Origin of the sequence: Variovorax paradoxus (genome assembly GCF_000834655.1) — a bacterium.
Classification (GTDB): Bacteria; Pseudomonadota; Gammaproteobacteria; order Burkholderiales; family Burkholderiaceae_C; genus Variovorax; species Variovorax paradoxus_F.
The window spans coordinates 60,867-77,176 of the sequence record NZ_JXQQ01000071.1; the positions used below are offsets into that span (position 1 = coordinate 60,867).

Below are 16,310 nucleotides of genomic sequence, written 5' to 3' on the forward strand. Positions count from 1 at the left end.
TTGAAACCGATCGGGGTGTTCGACAGCGGCGTCGGCGGGCTCAGCGTGCTCGCCGCGTTGCGCGCCGAGCTGCCGCGCGAACGCTTCGTGTATTTCTCGGATGCGGCCTACGCGCCGTACGGCGAGCGCGGCGATGCGTACGTGATCGAGCGGTCGCGCAAGGTGACCGAACAGTTGATCGCCGGGCACGGCATCAAGGCGCTGGTGGTGGCATGCAATACGGCGACGACGGCTGCGATTCACCTGCTGCGCGCCGAGCATCCCCTACTCCCCATCATTGGCCTGGAGCCCGCGCTCAAGCCGGCGGTCGCAACGAGCCGCACCGGCCACATCTCGGTGATGGCCACGCGCGGGACGCTGGCCAGCGCCAAGTACGCGGCCCTGCGCGATTCGTTTGCCGGTTCCGCTGCAGTTCGCGCCGTGCCGTGCGATGGGCTCGTCAAGGCCATCGAAGGTTTCGACACCGAGGCCATCGCAACGCTCTGCGCGCGCTACATGGCAGAAGCCGGACCGTTCGGCAAAGCGCCGGGCGAAGTCGACACCGTCGTGCTCGGCTGCACGCACTACCCGCTCGTGAAGAGCGAACTCGCGCGCCATGCGCCGCCCGCGCTGCGCTTCATCGACACCGGCGCGCCGGTCGCGCAGCAGACGCGCCGCGTGCTGGCTGCTGCCGGCCGCCTCTCGGACGGCGAAGGCGGGCTGACCCTCCAGAGCAGCGGCGGCCAGGCGGCGCTCGAGGCGGCCGCCGCGCGCTGGCTGCAAGTCTCGCCGCAAGGTACAACGGCGGCTTCCGCCTGAAACACGCCGCCGTCATGCGCCCCTTCCTGCGCCACGCCCTGCTCCTGCTGTGCCTCTCGGCCACCAGCCTGAGCCACGCCGCCTGCGAAAGCGGCCTGGCCGAGCGCATGCACGCCAAGCTGTACCCCAAGCGCCCGCTCGACGAGCGGCTCGCGGCCTGCAAGGTGTGGCCCGCGTTCCCCGGTCGCAGCATCGTGGTGCTGCCGATGCCGCGCGAAACCACCGACAAGGGCGCCAAGGTCTTCGACCTGGAAGTGCTGCTGATCCAGCGGCCCGACAACGGCAACACCGAGCGCGACACCGTCATCGGCCGCCTCTTCCAGCCCGAGGCGCTCGACGAGGATGCGACCACCGCGATCCAGGACATCCGCATCGACACCTCGCGCTACGTGCTCGCCTCCGACGCACGCGCCTTCGGCCTGCGCGTGCGCTATCGGGGGAGCAGCGCGCCCTCGAGCCCGCTGGCCAGCGAGACGGTGCGCCTCTACGTGCACCACGGCAGCAGGCTGCGCGAGGTGCTCCAGGAGATCGAGCTCGACCACGACAACGGCGGATGGGATGCGACCTGCACCGGCCACTTCGAGAAGCTGCGCACCATGCTCTCGGTGGGCAAGGCGACCAGCAACGGCTTTGCCGAGCTGCAGCTGTCGCGCACGCTCGTTCAGAGCCGCGCGCAGGAGCAGGAGGACCAGGGCTGCGTCGAAAAGGCGCTGCCCGCGAAGTTCAGCACCGTGACGCTGCGCTACGACGGCGAGCGGTTCAAGGTGCCGAAGTCGCTGCTGCAGCAATCGCCCTGACGGGCAGCTGAATTCGTGCTGGTTTTCACGGCACCGTCACACGAAAGTACCAGCATGCGCGGTTTGTCCAGAACAACAACCGCGCACCATGCACTCACTCTCCGCCTCCCGCATTCCCTTCAAGCCCATGCTGCTCGCCAGTGCCCTCGCTCTCGTACTGGCCGCATGCGGCGGCGGTAGCGGCGGGGGTGGCGGCATCGCCTTCCCGCCGGTCGCGGTAGCGCCTCCGCCGGCAGCGCAGCCGCCCGCGGCACCGCTTCCGGCTGCCGAGCCGGACCAGCTGGTCTCCAAGGCCACGTTCACGCCCAATGCCGGCACCTCCGAGGGCTCGTCGGACGCATCGACCGCCTTCCCGCTGCCCGACAACTTCATGATCGTGGCCGACGACGAGGCCAACGTGCTGCGCGTGTACCCGCGCACCGGGGGCGCAGCGGTGAAGGAATGGAGCTACGAGCTCGAAGGGCCGAAGCTCGGCAAGGAGCTCGACCTGGAAGCCGGCACGCGCATCGGCGACACGCTGTACCTTACGGGCTCCAACAGCAACAAGAAGGACGGCGGCGATGCGCCCGACCGTTCGCACCTCTTCGCGGTGAAGGTGACCGGCACCGGTGCGGCAACCGCCTTCAGCTACGTCGGCCAGTTCTCGTCGCTCGAAGCGCAGCTCATCGCCTGGGACGCCACCAATGGACACGGCCTGGGCGCGAACCACTTCGGCTTCACCGTGTCGGCCGGCGCGGGCATCGTGCCCGAGCGGGTCGATGGCTTCTCCGTGGAAGGCATGACCAGCGCACCGGGCGACAGCGCGCTGTGGCTGGGCTTCCGCGCGCCGCAGACGGGCGCATCGACGCGCGCCAAGGCGCTGATCGTCCCGGTGCAGAACTACGCCGCACTGGTAGGCGGCACGGCCACGCAGGCCGCCTTCGGCGCGCCCATCGAACTGGAGCTCGGCGGCCGGGGCATCCGTTCGATCGACAAGGGCACCGACGGCAACTACCTGATCGTGGCCGGCCCGGCAGGCGCAGCCAGCGCAGACGTGGACCGCAACTTCGCGCTCTTCTCCTGGAACGGCAATCCGGCCACGGCGCCGGTCGAGCTGTCGAACGACCTGGACAAGCTGCGCAAGGAAACGGGCGGCAGCTTCGAGTCGACCGTCGAAGTGCCGGGGCCGGTGAAGGCAGGCACGCAGGTGCAGCTGTTGCTGGACAACGGCGACACCGTCTGGCCCGGCCAGACCAAAGTCTCGAAGGACCTGGATGCGGCCGACCAGAAGTTCGACGGCTTCGTCGTGCGCCTGGGCCAGCCGTGGGTGGACACGGCCGGCCCGGTGCTCAAGACCGCCTCGCCCACCGCGGGCCGCGTGGGCGTCAATTTCGACACGTCGATCGTGCTGGCATTCAACGAGGCGATCCGCCTGGGTGCGGGCAGCATCGTGCTGCACAAGGCCGACGGCAGCGTGGTCGAGACCTTCAACGCCGCCAGCCCGGCCGCGCGCTTGCAACTGGCGTTCAACGTGCTCACGCTCGTGCCGACCACCAAGCTCACGGCCGACACGGGCTATTACGTGACGGTGGACGCCAACGCGATCACCGACCCCGTCGGCAACGCCTTTGCGGGGATCTCGGACGCCACGAAGCTGAATTTCGTGACCGCCGGCGCGCCGACGCAACTGGTTGCCGGCGACCTGCTGTTCATGGCCGGCAATGCCGAGGCGCCCGACGCCTATGCCTTCGTGCTGCTGAAGGCAGTCAACGGCGGCACGCAGGTCACCTTCACCGACCGCGACCGCAAGGCGGGCACCCTGGAGTTCACCGACATCACCAACGAGACGGCCTTCGTCTGGACCGCGGACCAGAACCTGCCCGCCGGCACCATCGTGACGATCCAGACCGACGTCACGGGCAATCCGATCGCGGACAAGGGCACCACGCTCGGCTCGCCGGGCGGCATCGGCAAATCCGAAACGATCTACGCGTTCACCGGCGGCACCATCGATGGGCTGGGCGTGGGCGCTGCGGGCAAGATCACCTCGGTCGGCAATTACCTTGCAAGCCTCACGCTGGGTGGCGCCGCGGGCACCATTCCCGATGCGATCACGACGGCAGGCACGGGCTTCTCATTCACGGTGTCGCCGGCCAACCAGACCAATGCGATCTACACCGGATCGCTGGACCGCTCGGACCTGGGCGCCTTCGCGGCCCGCGTGAAGAATCCGGCCAACTGGACCGTGCGCTACGCACCGGCCGCGGGCTGGCCGCTGACCAACAACAGCCTGTTCGGCGACAAGCTGCCCTGATCTACGAGCTGCGCAGCGCGGCCTCGCGGCCGCGCCGCATGTCGATCGGCAGCAGCAGCAGCAACCCCGCCACGAACAGCACCGCGGTCGAGAGGATCGCGATGCGCTGGTTGCCGCCCGTGGCCCAGGTGATCGCGCCAAAGCTCAGCGGGCCGATGATGCTGGCCAGCCGCGTCGCGAAGGTCCAGAGCCCGAAGAATTCCGCCAGCTGCTGCGGCGGCGCCAGATAGCCCGTCATCGCGCGGCCGGCGGACTGGCTCGATCCCATCGCGAGTCCTGCAATGGCGGCGGCCCACCAGAAGCCGCCCTTGGTCGTCACCACGGCTGCGATCACGCAGACCGCGACCCACGCCACCAGCGTGCACGCGAGCGAGACCTTGTGGCCGATGCGGTCCTGGATGTAGCCGAACGAGAACGCGCCGATGGCGGCGGCCAGGTTGAGCACGAAGATCAGCACCATCGTCTCGCTCGCCACGAAGCCGATCACCTGCTCGGCGTAGATCGCTGCAAGCGTGATCGCGACCGCCACGCCGCCCTGGTAGCAGACGGTGCAGACCAGCAGCCACATGAAGTCACGGTAGGCGCGCGCCTGCCGGTAGGTGGCGCGCAGTTGCTGCCATGCGCCGAGTTCGTTTTCGGTGGGTTTGGGCTGCGCCCGTTCGGGCAGCAGCGCGAAGGTGGCGCAGGCCGCGGCGCCGTAGATCGCGGCCGTGATCAGCATCGTGACCGGGACGAAATGCGAGGCCGGCAGGCCCTTGGACTGCGACCAGAGCACGTAGGCCAGGCAGATGCCCAGCGTCAGCATGCCGCCGACGTAGCCGAAGCTCCAGCCCCATCCGCTCACCTTGCCCATGCCTTCGGGCGTTGCAAGTTCGGGAAGGAAAGCGCCCGTGAGGGACTCTCCGTAGGAATAGAAAGCGTTGGAGACGATCACGAGCAGCATGGCCAGCGCAACGCCGCCCGAGGCCTCTGCAAAACGCGGCATGAGCGCCAGCGCGGCCGTGGCCAGCACGCAGCCGGTTGTGGCAATGACCAGCACGCGCTTCTTGGCGCCGCGCAGGTCGGCCCAGGCGCCGATGGCGGGCATCGTGAGCATCACGATCGCGTAGGAGATGCTGAGCGCCGCGGTCCACGCGAACGCGGCCCAGGGCGCGCCCTTCGCGATGCCGCCCACGAAGTAGGCGGCGAACACGGCGGTGATGACGACCGTCGTGTAGCCCGAATTGGCGAAGTCGTACATCGCCCAGCCGAACACCTCGCGCTTGCGCACGCCCGGGAGCAGCGCTGAGGCGGGAAACAGGGCCATGCGGCCTTGACTCGGGGCGAGTGGTTGCGGGTCAGTGCAGGTGACGCGGACGGCGACCGCCGCCGTGGCCACCGCCGCTTCCGCCGCTGCCGGGGCCACCCGTGCCGCGCGGGCGCTTGCCGATCTCGAGCGAGTTCACCAGCGCGTCGAAACGGTCGCTGAAGAGGCGATCGATTTCGGAGACCACGCCACCCAGCTCGGCGCCGTCGAAGTGGCGCTCCATGAGGTTGACGACGTCTTCCACCAGCAGGTCGCGCTGCACCTGCATGATCGCGGCCGGGTTCGGGCCGACGAACAGCATCAGGAAATCGTCGCGCGACTCTTCGTCGGGGTCGCCCTCTTCCTCGTCGAAGTCGGTGTCGTAGAAGGTCACCTCGATGGCGGCGCCGCGGTCCGACAGTTCGTTCAGCGCCATGCACATCTCGTCCAGGGCCTGGCGGAAGTCTTCGTCGCCGGGCACGGTCCAGCAGATCTGCAGCGTGTGGTCCTTCTGCTCGAATCGGATGCCGGGTTCTTCTTCGTAGGTGCTGGTGGCGCCGTCGGCCAGCGACTTGGCGCCTGCATATTTCCAGAGCGGCTTGAGCGCTTCCTGGATCTGCTCGAAGCTCACGTCCGGACGCAATGGCACGTCGCCATGCACGTGGATTTCAAATGGAGCGTTGTAGCGAGGCATCGAGTGCTCCTTTTTTAAGTTTGGTACCCGGAACGGGGGTCGAACCCGTATGCCCCGATCAAGGAAGCGGCGGATTTTAAGTCCGATGTGTCTACCAATTTCACCATCCGGGCGTCAGGTTGAACATCGACGATAACCCAAACGAAACAAGCCCCGGCAACGGTGGTTGGCGGGGCTTGTCTGTCGGGTCGAATCGTGTCTAACGAGAAGGTGGAGGCGCGACCCGGAGTCGAACCGGGCTAGACGGATTTGCAATCCGTTGCATAACCGCTTTGCTATCGCGCCACGCAGAAAAACGAAACCGAACTTGCGAAAAAAAGGGAAGCTGTTGCTTCCCTTTTTCAAAACTGGAGCGGGAAAAGAGTCTCGAACTCTCGACCTCAACCTTGGCAAGGTTGCGCTCTACCAACTGAGCTATTCCCGCGTTTCGAGCCTCGAATTATATACCAGTTTTTCGGGCCTCGGCAAATTCACACGATCAATGTTTGACCGGCCCCTCGGAAGCCGGCGTACCGGCGCGCTGCTTGGCAAGCTCGGCCACCGCAGCCGCAGAGGCAGCGACCTCTTCGTCCGACAGCGGCTCGGGCATCTTCTCGAGCGCGATCTCCAGCACCTTGTCGATCCACTTCACGGGCACGATCTCGAGGCCGTTCTTCACGTTCTCGGGAATGTCCTGCAGGTCCTTGGCGTTCTCTTCGGGGATCAGCACGGTCTTGATGCCGCCGCGCAAGGCGGCCAGCAGCTTTTCCTTTAGGCCACCGATGGCCGTGACCTCGCCGCGCAGCGTGATCTCGCCCGTCATCGCCACGTCGCCGCGCACCGGAATGCCGGTGAGCGCCGACACGAAGGCGGTCGTCATCGCGGCACCCGCGCTCGGGCCGTCCTTGGGCGTTGCGCCGTCGGGCACGTGAATGTGGATGTCGCGCTTCTCGAACATCTCGTCCTTGATGCCCAAACGGCGCGAGCGGCTGCGCACCACCGTGCGTGCGGCCTCGACCGATTCCTTCATCACGTCGCCCAGCGATCCGGTGCGGCTGATCACGCCCTTGCCCGGCATGGTGACCGCTTCGATCGTCAGCAGGTCGCCGCCGACTTCGGTCCATGCGAGGCCGACCACCTGGCCGACCTGGTTCTGCTTCTCGGCGAGACCGAAGCTGTACTTGCGCACACCCAGGAACTCGTTGAGGTTCGCGCCATCGACGGTGACCTTGGGCGTCATCTGCTTGAGCAGCAGGCCCTTGACCACCTTGCGGCAGATCTTGGAGAGCTCGCGCTCGAGCGAACGCACACCGGCTTCACGCGTGTAGTAGCGAACGATGTCGCGCACCGCTTCTTCGGTGACCAGGAGTTCCTCTTCCTTGACGCCGTTGTTCTTCAACTGCTTGGGCAAGAGGTACTTGATCGCGATGTGCGTCTTCTCGTCCTCGGTGTAGCCCGAGAGCCGAATGACTTCCATGCGGTCCAGCAGCGCCGGCGGAATGTTCATCGAGTTCGACGTGGCGACGAACATCACGTCGCTCAGGTCGAAATCGACTTCGACGTAATGGTCGCCGAAGGTGTGGTTCTGCTCGGGGTCGAGCACTTCGAGCAGCGCGCTCGACGGGTCGCCGCGGAAGTCCGTGCCCAGCTTGTCGATTTCGTCGAGCAGGAACAGCGGATTGCGCGTGCCGATCTTGCTCAGCCCCTGCAGCACCTTGCCCGGCAGCGCGCCGATGTAGGTGCGACGGTGGCCGCGGATTTCCGCTTCGTCGCGCATGCCGCCGAGCGCCATGCGGGTGTACTTGCGGCCGGTCGCCTTGGCGATCGACTGCCCCAGAGAGGTTTTGCCGACACCCGGCGGGCCCACGAGGCACAGGATGGGCGCCTTAACCTTGTCGACGCGTTGTTGCACCGCGAGATATTCCAGGATGCGGTCCTTGACCTTCTCGAGGCCATAGTGGTCGGCGTTGAGCACCGCCTCGGCGTTGGCCAGGTCGTGCTTGATCTTGGTCTTCTTGCTCCACGGCAGGCCGATGAGCACGTCGATGTAGTTGCGCACCACGGTGGCCTCGGCCGACATGGGCGACATCAGCTTGAGCTTCTTGAGTTCGCCTTCGGCCTTCTTCAGGCCTTCCTTGGACATCTTGGCGAGCTTGATCTTCTTCTCGATCTCCTCGATGTCCGCGCCCTCTTCGCCTTCGCCGAGCTCCTTCTGGATGGCCTTGACCTGCTCGTTGAGATAGAAGTCGCGCTGGTTCTTCTCCATCTGGCGCTTCACGCGGCCGCGGATCTTCTTGTCGACGTTGAGGATGTCGACCTCGCGCTCGAGCTGGCCGAACAGGTTTTCCAGGCGCGCCTTGACGTCGTCCAGGTCGAGCACGGCCTGCTTGTTGTCCAGCTTCAGCGGCAGGTGGGCGGCGATGGTGTCGGCCAGGCGGCCAGCATCGTCGATGCTGGAGATCGAGGTCAGGATCTCGGGCGGGATCTTCTTGTTCAGCTTGACGTACTGGTCGAACTGCTGCATCACCGCGCGGCGCAGGGCCTCGACCTCGGTGCCCTTCTCGCCGCCTTCGACCGCCTCGACGGGCGTCACGTTGGCCGTGAAGTGCGTCTCGCCGTCATCGATGCGGTTCACACGTGCGCGCTGCTGGCCTTCGACCAGCACCTTCACCGTGCCGTCGGGCAGCTTGAGCATCTGCAGGATGGTCGAGACGCAGCCGACTTCGAACATGTCCTCGACAGAGGGCTCGTCCTTGGCGGCGGCCTTCTGGGCCACCAGCATGATGCGGCGCTCCGCTTCCATGGCCAGTTCGAGCGCCTTGATGCTCTTGGGGCGTCCCACGAAGAGCGGAATCACCATGTGGGGAAACACCACGACGTCGCGCAGCGGCAGCAGCGGCAGGTCGAGTGCTTCGGGAGGCAGGGGGGTATGGCCAGACATGCAGATCCTTCGCGTCTTTGGCTTTACGCCTTTTTCGCCGCTTCGCGGTACACGAGCAGCGGGGGCTTGTTTTCGTCGATGGTCGATTCCTCGACCACCACCTTGTCGACATTGGTCGCATTCGGCAATTCGAACATGGTGTCGATCAGCGACTGTTCAAGGATCGAACGCAGGCCGCGTGCACCGGTCTTGCGGGCCAGGGCCTTGCGCGCGATGGCCTTGAGCGCCGCCGGACGAATTTCGAGGTCCACGCCTTCCATCTGGAGGAGCTTGGTGAACTGCTTGACCACCGCGTTCTTCGGCTCGGTCAGGATCTGGACCAGCGCGTCCTCGCTCAACTCCGCGAGCGATGCGACCACGGGCATGCGGCCCACGAGTTCGGGGATCAGGCCGAACTTGATCAGGTCTTCGGGCTCGACTTCGCGGAACACCTCGGTGATGCTGCGCTGCGCCTTGCTCTTGACCGTGGCGCCGAAGCCGATTCCCGAAGCCTCGGTGCGGTTTTCGATGACCTTCTCCAGCCCCGCAAACGCGCCGCCGCAGATGAACAGGATATTGGTCGTGTCGATCTGCAGAAAGTCTTGGTTCGGGTGCTTGCGCCCGCCCTGGGGCGGCACGCTGGCCATCGTGCCTTCGATGAGCTTGAGCAAGGCCTGCTGCACGCCCTCGCCCGACACGTCGCGCGTGATCGAGGGGTTGTCGGACTTGCGCGAGATCTTGTCGATTTCGTCGATGTAGACAATGCCGCGCTGGGCACGCTCGACTTCGTAGTTGCAGCTCTGCAGCAGCTTCTGGATGATGTTCTCGACGTCTTCGCCCACGTAGCCGGCTTCGGTCAGCGTGGTGGCGTCGGCCATCACGAAGGGCACGTCGAGCATGCGCGCGAGCGTTTGCGCCAGCAGCGTCTTGCCCGAACCCGTGGGGCCGATCAACAGGATGTTGCTCTTGCTGAGCTCCACGTCGTCGCCCTTGGACTTCTCCTTGTGGCGAAGGCGCTTGTAGTGGTTGTAGACCGCCACCGACAGCATGCGCTTGGCCGGCTCCTGGCCGATCACGTAGTTGTCGAGGTTGGTCTTGATCTCCAGCGGCGTGGGCAGGTCGCTGCGCGCTTCGCGTGCTTCTTCACCGGCCGGCAGTTCGTCGCGGATGATCTCGTTGCACAGGTCGATGCACTCGTCGCAGATGAAGACCGAAGGGCCCGCGATCAGCTTCTTGACCTCATGCTGGCTCTTGCCGCAGAACGAGCAATAAAGCGTTTTTTCGCTGGAAGAGCCTTTTTTTTCGGCCATGGACAGGTGCCTCGTGACAGGGTATGGACAATGATAACTAAACAAAAGACGGCGTTTCCCGTGTGGAAAACGCCGTCTTTTGCCTTTTGCGCCCTATGACGCTATTTGGCGCCGGGCAGCTTCAACCGCGCTTGGCAACGACCTGGTCGACCAGACCGTAGTCCTTGGCCTCGTCGGCCGTGAGGAAGTAGTCGCGCTCGGTATCGGTCTTGACCTTTTCCAGCGGCTGGCCGGTGCGCTCGGCCAGGATGCGGTTCATCTGGTCCTTGGTGCGCAGGATGTCGCGCGCATGGATCTCGATGTCGGTCGCCTGGCCGCGTGCGCCGCCCAGCACCTGGTGGATCATGACCTTCGAATTGGGCAGCGAGAAACGCTTGCCCTTTTCGCCGGCCGCCAGCAGGAAGGCGCCCATGCTGGCCGCGAACCCCAGGCACATGGTCGACACGTCCGGCTTGATGAACTGCATGGTGTCGTAGATCGCCATGCCGGCGCTCACGCTGCCGCCCGGGGAGTTGATGTAGAAGGAAATGTCCTTCTCCGGGTTCTCGCTCTCCAGGAAGAGCAGCTGGGCCACCACGAGGTTGGCGGTCTGGTCGTTGACCTCGCCCACCAGGAACACGATGCGCTCCTTCAGGAGGCGCGAATAGATGTCATAGGACCGCTCGCCACGGCCCGACTGCTCGACGACCATCGGGACCATGCCGAGGCCTTGAATTTCGTTTGCGATCATGAATTAGCTCTCCGGAAGATGAATCGTTCGCTGTGTATGAACTGTACGCCTGAGTGAAATGGGGCTCGTGCCGCAAAGCACAAGCCCCATTGGCGTTGCGGGCAGCTGCAGGATCAGCCTTGTTGCTGCTGCGCCATCAGTTCGTCGAACGACACCGACTTCTCGCTGACCTTGGCCTTGGCGAGCACGAAATCGGTCACGTTGTTCTCGATGACAACGGCCTCGACTTCGGCCAGGCGGTTGTTGTCGCTGAAGTACCAGCGCACCACGTCGGCCGGCTTTTCGTAGCTCGCGGCCAGCTCGTCGATGTGGGCCTTGATCTGCTCGGGCTTTGCCTGCAGGTCGTTGGCACGCACCAGTTCGGCCACCACGAGGCCCAGGCGCACGCGGCGCTCGGCTTGGGGACGGAACACTTCGTCGGGGATCGGGGCCTTGTCGGCGTCCTTGATGCCGCGTTGCTTCAGTTCGGCGCGGGCGCCTTCGATCATGCGGCTGACTTCGGACTGCACGCTGGCGTTGGGCAGGTCGAGTTCGGCGTTGGCAACCAGCGCGTCCATCACGGCGTTCTTGTTGCGGGCCAGCAGGCGGAACTTCACTTCGCGCTCGAGGTTGCGCTTGATGTCCGCGCGCAGGCCTTCCACGGTGGCTTCGGCAATGCCGAGGGACTTGGCCAGTTGTTCGTTGACTTCAGGCAGGTGCGAGGCTTCGATCTTCTTGACGGTGACCATGAAGTCGGCTTGCTTGCCGGCGACGTCTTTGCCGTGGTAATCGGCCGGGAACGACAGCGGGAAGGTGCGGCTGTCGCCGGACTTCATGCCGCGCACGGCGTCTTCGAATTCCTTGAGCATCTGGCCTTCGCCGACCACGAACTGGAAATCTTCGGCCTTGCCGCCCTGGAAGGGCTCGCCGTCGATCTTGCCTTCGAAGTCGACGGTCACGCGGTCGTCGTCTTGCGCAACGGCGTCTTGCGCGCGCTGGGCGAAGGTACGGCGTTGCTTGCGCAGGATGTCCAGCGTCTTGTCGATCGCGTCGTCGCCCACTTCGGCCGAGAGCTTCTCGACTTCGGCGCCCGACAGGTCGTTGATCTTGACTTCGGGGAACACTTCGAACACCGCGTCGAAGGCCAGCTCGCCCTCGGGCGACTCTTCCTTCTCGGTGATGCGGGGCTGGCCGGCCACGCGCAGCTTGGCTTCGTTGGCCGCTTGCGAGAAGGCTTCGCCGACCTTGTCGTTCATGACTTCGTAGTGCACCGAGTAGCCGTAGCGCTGGGCTACGACGTTCATCGGCACCTTGCCGGGGCGAAAGCCGTCCATCTTGACGGTGCGCGCGAGCTTCTTGAGGCGCGAATCGACTTCGTTCTGGATGGTGCCGACCGGCAGGGTCAGCGTGATCTTGCGTTCGAGCTTCTCGAGAGTTTCAACGGTCACGGTCATGATGTCTTCCTTGTGAGGGGTGTGGCTGGTGCGCGGGGCCGGACTCGAACCGGCACGTTCTTGCGAACGTCAGGACCTAAACCTGGTGCGTCTACCAATTTCGCCACCCGCGCTATGCCAATTTTTCAGGTGAATGCAAAGGCGGACGGCCCTGGTGCCACGAACACCCGATACCGGATATCCACAACCCAAAGACCGCCCGCCTGAAATCGGTCAACCGCGCATTTTAAACGCTAATCAGGGCCTCTTTTGGCGGCCGCTTGACGCGGAATGCAGCGGCATACATTGCCGGCAGTGCCAGAAGGGTCAATACGGTGGCCACGATCAGCCCGCCCATGATGGCCACGGCCATCGGCCCCCAGAACACGCTGCGCGAGAGCGGAATCATCGCCAGCACTGCCGCCGCCGCCGTCAGCACGATGGGGCGCAAACGCCGCACCGCCGACTCGACGATCGCGTCCCAGGCCGGCACGCCGGCCGCACGGTCGCTCTCGATCTGGTCGATCAGGATCACCGCGTTGCGCTGGATCATGCCCATGAGCGCGATCACGCCCAGCAGCGCCACGAAGCCGAACGGCCGGTTCAGCACCAGCAGTGCACCGGCGACGCCGGCGATGCCCATCGGCCCGGTGATGAACACCAGCAGCGAGCGGCTGAAGCTGTGCAGCTGCAGCATCAAGAGCGTGAACACAAGGAACAGCATGATCGGCACGCCCGCCACGATGGAGGCCGAGCCCTTGCTGCTTTCCTCGACGGCGCCAGCCACCTCGATGCGGTAGGCGCCCTGCCCGGCCGCACGCCAGCCGGCTTCGAGCTCGCGCAGCTTGGGCAGCAGTTGCTCGGTCACGGTCGCGCCCTGCAGGCCCTCGACCACGTCGCCCTGCACGGTGATCGCGTAGTCGCGGTTCTCGCGCCACATCACGCCGGGTTCCCAGGTGAACACCGGCCGGGCGATCTGCGTGAGCGGAATCGAGCGGCCCGAGCTCGTCGGGATGTAGGCGTTGGCGATGTCCGAGATGGCCTCGCGCTCGTCGGGCGACTGGCGCAGCACGATGTCGATCAGCAAGTCGTTCTCGCGGTACTGGCCCACGGTGGTGCCGCTGAACATCGTGCGCGAGGCCTGCGCGATGGCCTGGCTCGTCACGCCGAGCGCGCGTGCCTTGGCCTGGTCGATCTCGAGGCGGATCACCTTCACCGACTCGTTCCAGTTGTCGTTCACGCCGCGCATGTTGGCGTTCTCGCGCAGCACCGCCTTCACTTCGTCGGCGTGCTCACGCAATTGCGCGGGCTCGGTGCCGATCACGCGGAACTGCACCGGGTACGGCACCGGCGGCCCGTTGGGCAGCAGCTTGACGCGGCCGCGCACCTCGGGGAACTCCTCGGCCAGCAACGCGGGCAAGCGCAGGCGCAGGCGCTCGCGCACCTTCAGGTCGTTGGCGAGCACGATGAGCTGCGACACGTTGGTCTGCGGGAATACCTGGTCCAGCGGCAGGTAGAAGCGCGGCACGCCCGAGCCGACCCAAGTGCTCACGGTCTTGACGCCCTCTTCCTTCATCACGCGCTGCTCGACGCGCTTGGCCACTTCTTCATTGGCCGCGAACGAGGTGCCTTCGGGGAACCAGATGTCCACCATGATCTCGGGCCGGCTCGAATCGGGGAAGAACTGCTGCTGCACCTTGCCCATGCCGACGATGCCCAGCGCGAACACCAGCACCGTCGCGCCGATGGTCAGCCACCGGTGCTGCACGCACCAGTCCACCGCGCGGCGAAAGCCGTTGTAGAAGGGCGTGTCGAAGAGCTCGTGCGGCGGCGCATCGGGATCGTGCGGCTTTACCTTGAGCAGCAGCGTGCCCAGGTACGGCACGAAGTACACCGAGACGATCCACGACAGCACCAGCGCGATCACCGTCACCGCGAAGATCGCGAAGGTGTATTCGCCCGTCACCGACTTGGCGATGCCGATCGGAAGGAACCCCGCCGCCGTGATGAGCGTGCCCGTGAGCATCGGCTTGGCCGTCACGTCGTAGGCGAAGGTGGCGGCGCGGACCTTGTCGTAGCCCTCCTCCATCTTTCGCACCATCATCTCGACCGCGATGATCGCGTCGTCCACCAGGAGGCCCAGCGCGATGATCAGCGATCCCAGCGATATCTTGTGCAGCCCGATGCCGAAGTAGTTCATCGCAAGGAAAGTCACCGCCAGCACCAGCGGAATGGTGATCGCCACCACCAGCCCCGGGCGGATGTCGATGTACCAGCCGAAGCGCCCGCCCTTGTGCAGGCCGAGCGCGATGATGCTCACCGCCAGCACGATGGCCACGGCCTCGATCAGCACACCGACGAATTCGTTGACCGAGCTGGCCACCGACACCGGCTGGTCCTGCACCTGCGCGAGCTTCACGCCGATGGGCAGTCGCTGGTCGATCTGCGCGGTCGCCACTTTCAGCGCCTTGCCCAGCGCGATGATGTCGCCGCCCTTGGCCATGGAAACGCCCAGCGCAATCACTTCCTTGCCCTGGTGGTGCACCTTGACGGCCGGCGGGTCGATGTAGCCGCGACGGATTTCCGCGATGTCGCCCAGCTTCAGCTGGTTGCCCGAGGTGCCGCGGATCGGCATCTCGCGCAGCTGGTCGACGCTGGTGAACTGCCCCGCCACGCGCACCTGCACCACATCGAGCGGCGACTGGATCGTGCCGGCGCTTTCCACCGCGTTCTGCGAGCCGAGCTGCGCGAGCACCGCGTTGAAATCGAGCCCCAGCTGCGCCAGGCGCTTCTGCGAGATCTCGACGTAGACCTTCTCGTCCTGCACGCCGAACTGGTCGACCTTGGCCACGTCCTTCACGCGCAGCAGTTGCTGGCGCGTTTCGTCGGCCAGCGTCTTGAGCTCGGCGTAGCTGAAGCCTTCGCTCTCCAGCGCGTAGATCACGCCATAGACGTCGCCGAAGTCGTCATTGAAGAACGGTCCCTGCACGCCGGGCGGCAGCGTGTTGCGCATGTCGCCGATCTTCTTGCGCACCGTGTACCAGACATTGGCCACGTCGCCCGCCTTGGAGGAATCCTTGATCTGGAAAATGATCTGCGACTCGCCCGGCTTCGAATAGCTGCGGATCTTGTCGGCATACGGCGCCTCCTGCAGCGTGCGCTCGAGCTTGTCGGTGACCTGCTCGGCCACCTGCTGCGCCGTCGCGCCCGGCCAGTAGGTGCGCACGACCATCGCGCGGAAGGTGAAGGGCGGGTCTTCGTCCTGCCCGAGCTGGAAGTACGCGAAGGCGCCCAGCACCATCAGCACCACCATGAGGTAGCGCGTGAGCGGCGCGTGGTCCAGCGCCCATTTGGAGAGATTGAAGCCGGCGGGTTTGCCAGCGGGCTTTTCGGTGGTGGTCGCTGCGCCTTCCGTCATTTGGCGGCACCTGCAGCGATCTCCTTCTTCGTTGCGGCGACAGGCTCGACGGCCTGCGCGACGTCCTTCGCATTGGCGGCGGCAGCCGCCGCCTCCTTGGACTGGTAGATGGTGACCTTCTGGCCCGGCGAGAGCACATGCACGCCCGCGGCCACGACCATCATTCCGGGCGAGAGCCCACCGCCGATCACGGCTTCGTTGCCGTCGGCGGTCGCCACCTGCACGGCTTGGGAGCGCACCGTCATCGTCGATTTGTCGAGCACCCAGACCGCGGTGCCCTTGCCTTCCTGGCGCAGGGCGCTGGTCGGCAGCTTCATCACGGCGGTGCTGGCGTGGGCCAAGGCCTGCGGGCGCGCATAGACGGTGGCGCCCAGGGGCGGGGAGGTGGCCGCATCGATGGCGACCTTGACCGAATACGTGCGCGTGACCGCGTCGGCACTGGCCGCCACTTCGCGCACCTGCCCCTGCAATTCATTGCCGCCGGACCAGCCGCGCACCGTGACTGCGGAGCCGGGCTTGATCGCCTGGGCGCGGTCTTCGGGCACCGCGAACACCACGTCGCGCGCGCCGTCCTGCGCGATGCGCACGACCGGCGTGCCGGCCTGCACCACCTGGCCGGGCTCCGCCTCGATGGCGGTGATGACGCCGGCCACGTCGGCGACCAGCGTCGTGTA

At 65.7% G+C, this 16,310-nt stretch carries 11 protein-coding genes and 4 tRNA genes; 3 read left to right on the top strand and 12 right to left on the bottom strand.

Going from position 1 to position 16,310, the window contains the following annotated elements; translation table 11 throughout:
* From murI to RT97_RS24870, 3 genes are all read left to right on the top strand, one after another.
* Window positions 1-798, top strand: a complete 798-nt coding sequence (murI, locus tag RT97_RS24860; protein ID WP_042581525.1) for a glutamate racemase — start codon at window positions 1-3, stop codon at window positions 796-798.
* Between the two features lie 14 nt (window positions 799-812).
* Window positions 813-1,595 (top strand): hypothetical protein, encoded by a 783-nt coding sequence (locus RT97_RS24865; RefSeq protein WP_042581526.1) that lies wholly within the window; start codon window positions 813-815, stop codon window positions 1,593-1,595.
* Window positions 1,596-1,683: 88 nt separating this feature from the next.
* Window positions 1,684-3,888, top strand: coding sequence for an Ig-like domain-containing protein (locus RT97_RS24870; protein ID WP_042581527.1), 2,205 nt, complete (start codon window positions 1,684-1,686; stop codon window positions 3,886-3,888).
* 1 nt (window position 3,889) lies between these two features.
* Here the strand turns inward: RT97_RS24870 and RT97_RS24875 are convergent, their stop codons facing one another.
* From RT97_RS24875 to RT97_RS24930, 12 genes are all read right to left on the bottom strand, one after another.
* A complete protein-coding gene (locus RT97_RS24875) occupies window positions 3,890-5,194 on the bottom strand; it encodes an MFS transporter (protein WP_042581528.1) in 1,305 nt (434 codons plus the stop codon).
* Between the two features lie 31 nt (window positions 5,195-5,225).
* A complete protein-coding gene (locus tag RT97_RS24880; protein ID WP_042581529.1) occupies window positions 5,226-5,867 on the bottom strand; it encodes a DUF6806 family protein in 642 nt (213 codons plus the stop codon).
* Between the two features lie 21 nt (window positions 5,868-5,888).
* Window positions 5,889-5,980 (bottom strand) — tRNA-Leu (locus RT97_RS24885).
* Window positions 5,981-6,078: 98 nt separating this feature from the next.
* A tRNA-Cys gene (locus RT97_RS24890) sits at window positions 6,079-6,152 on the bottom strand.
* Between the two features lie 63 nt (window positions 6,153-6,215).
* Window positions 6,216-6,291, bottom strand: a tRNA-Gly gene (locus tag RT97_RS24895).
* A gap of 54 nt (window positions 6,292-6,345) precedes the next feature.
* Window positions 6,346-8,787 (bottom strand): endopeptidase La, encoded by a 2,442-nt coding sequence (gene lon / locus RT97_RS24900; RefSeq protein ID WP_042581530.1) that lies wholly within the window; start codon window positions 8,785-8,787, stop codon window positions 6,346-6,348.
* Between the two features lie 23 nt (window positions 8,788-8,810).
* Window positions 8,811-10,076 carry an ATP-dependent Clp protease ATP-binding subunit ClpX gene (clpX, locus tag RT97_RS24905; protein ID WP_042581531.1) on the bottom strand — a complete coding sequence of 422 codons (1,266 nt, stop codon included), beginning with the start codon at window positions 10,074-10,076 and terminating at the stop codon, window positions 8,811-8,813.
* A gap of 121 nt (window positions 10,077-10,197) precedes the next feature.
* A complete protein-coding gene (gene clpP / locus RT97_RS24910) occupies window positions 10,198-10,806 on the bottom strand; it encodes an ATP-dependent Clp endopeptidase proteolytic subunit ClpP (RefSeq protein ID WP_013541834.1) in 609 nt (202 codons plus the stop codon).
* A 113-nt stretch (window positions 10,807-10,919) separates the two neighbouring features.
* Window positions 10,920-12,239, bottom strand: coding sequence for a trigger factor (tig, locus tag RT97_RS24915; protein WP_042581532.1), 1,320 nt, complete (start codon window positions 12,237-12,239; stop codon window positions 10,920-10,922).
* Window positions 12,240-12,265: 26 nt separating this feature from the next.
* Window positions 12,266-12,352: transfer RNA gene (locus tag RT97_RS24920), tRNA-Leu, on the bottom strand.
* A 113-nt stretch (window positions 12,353-12,465) separates the two neighbouring features.
* Window positions 12,466-15,636 carry an efflux RND transporter permease subunit gene (locus tag RT97_RS24925; RefSeq protein WP_042581533.1) on the bottom strand — a complete coding sequence of 1,057 codons (3,171 nt, stop codon included), beginning with the start codon at window positions 15,634-15,636 and terminating at the stop codon, window positions 12,466-12,468.
* On the bottom strand, window positions 15,633-16,310 hold a 678-nt coding region (locus RT97_RS24930; RefSeq protein WP_042581534.1), incomplete at its 5' end, for an efflux RND transporter periplasmic adaptor subunit. The genes RT97_RS24925 and RT97_RS24930, both read right to left, overlap by 4 nt.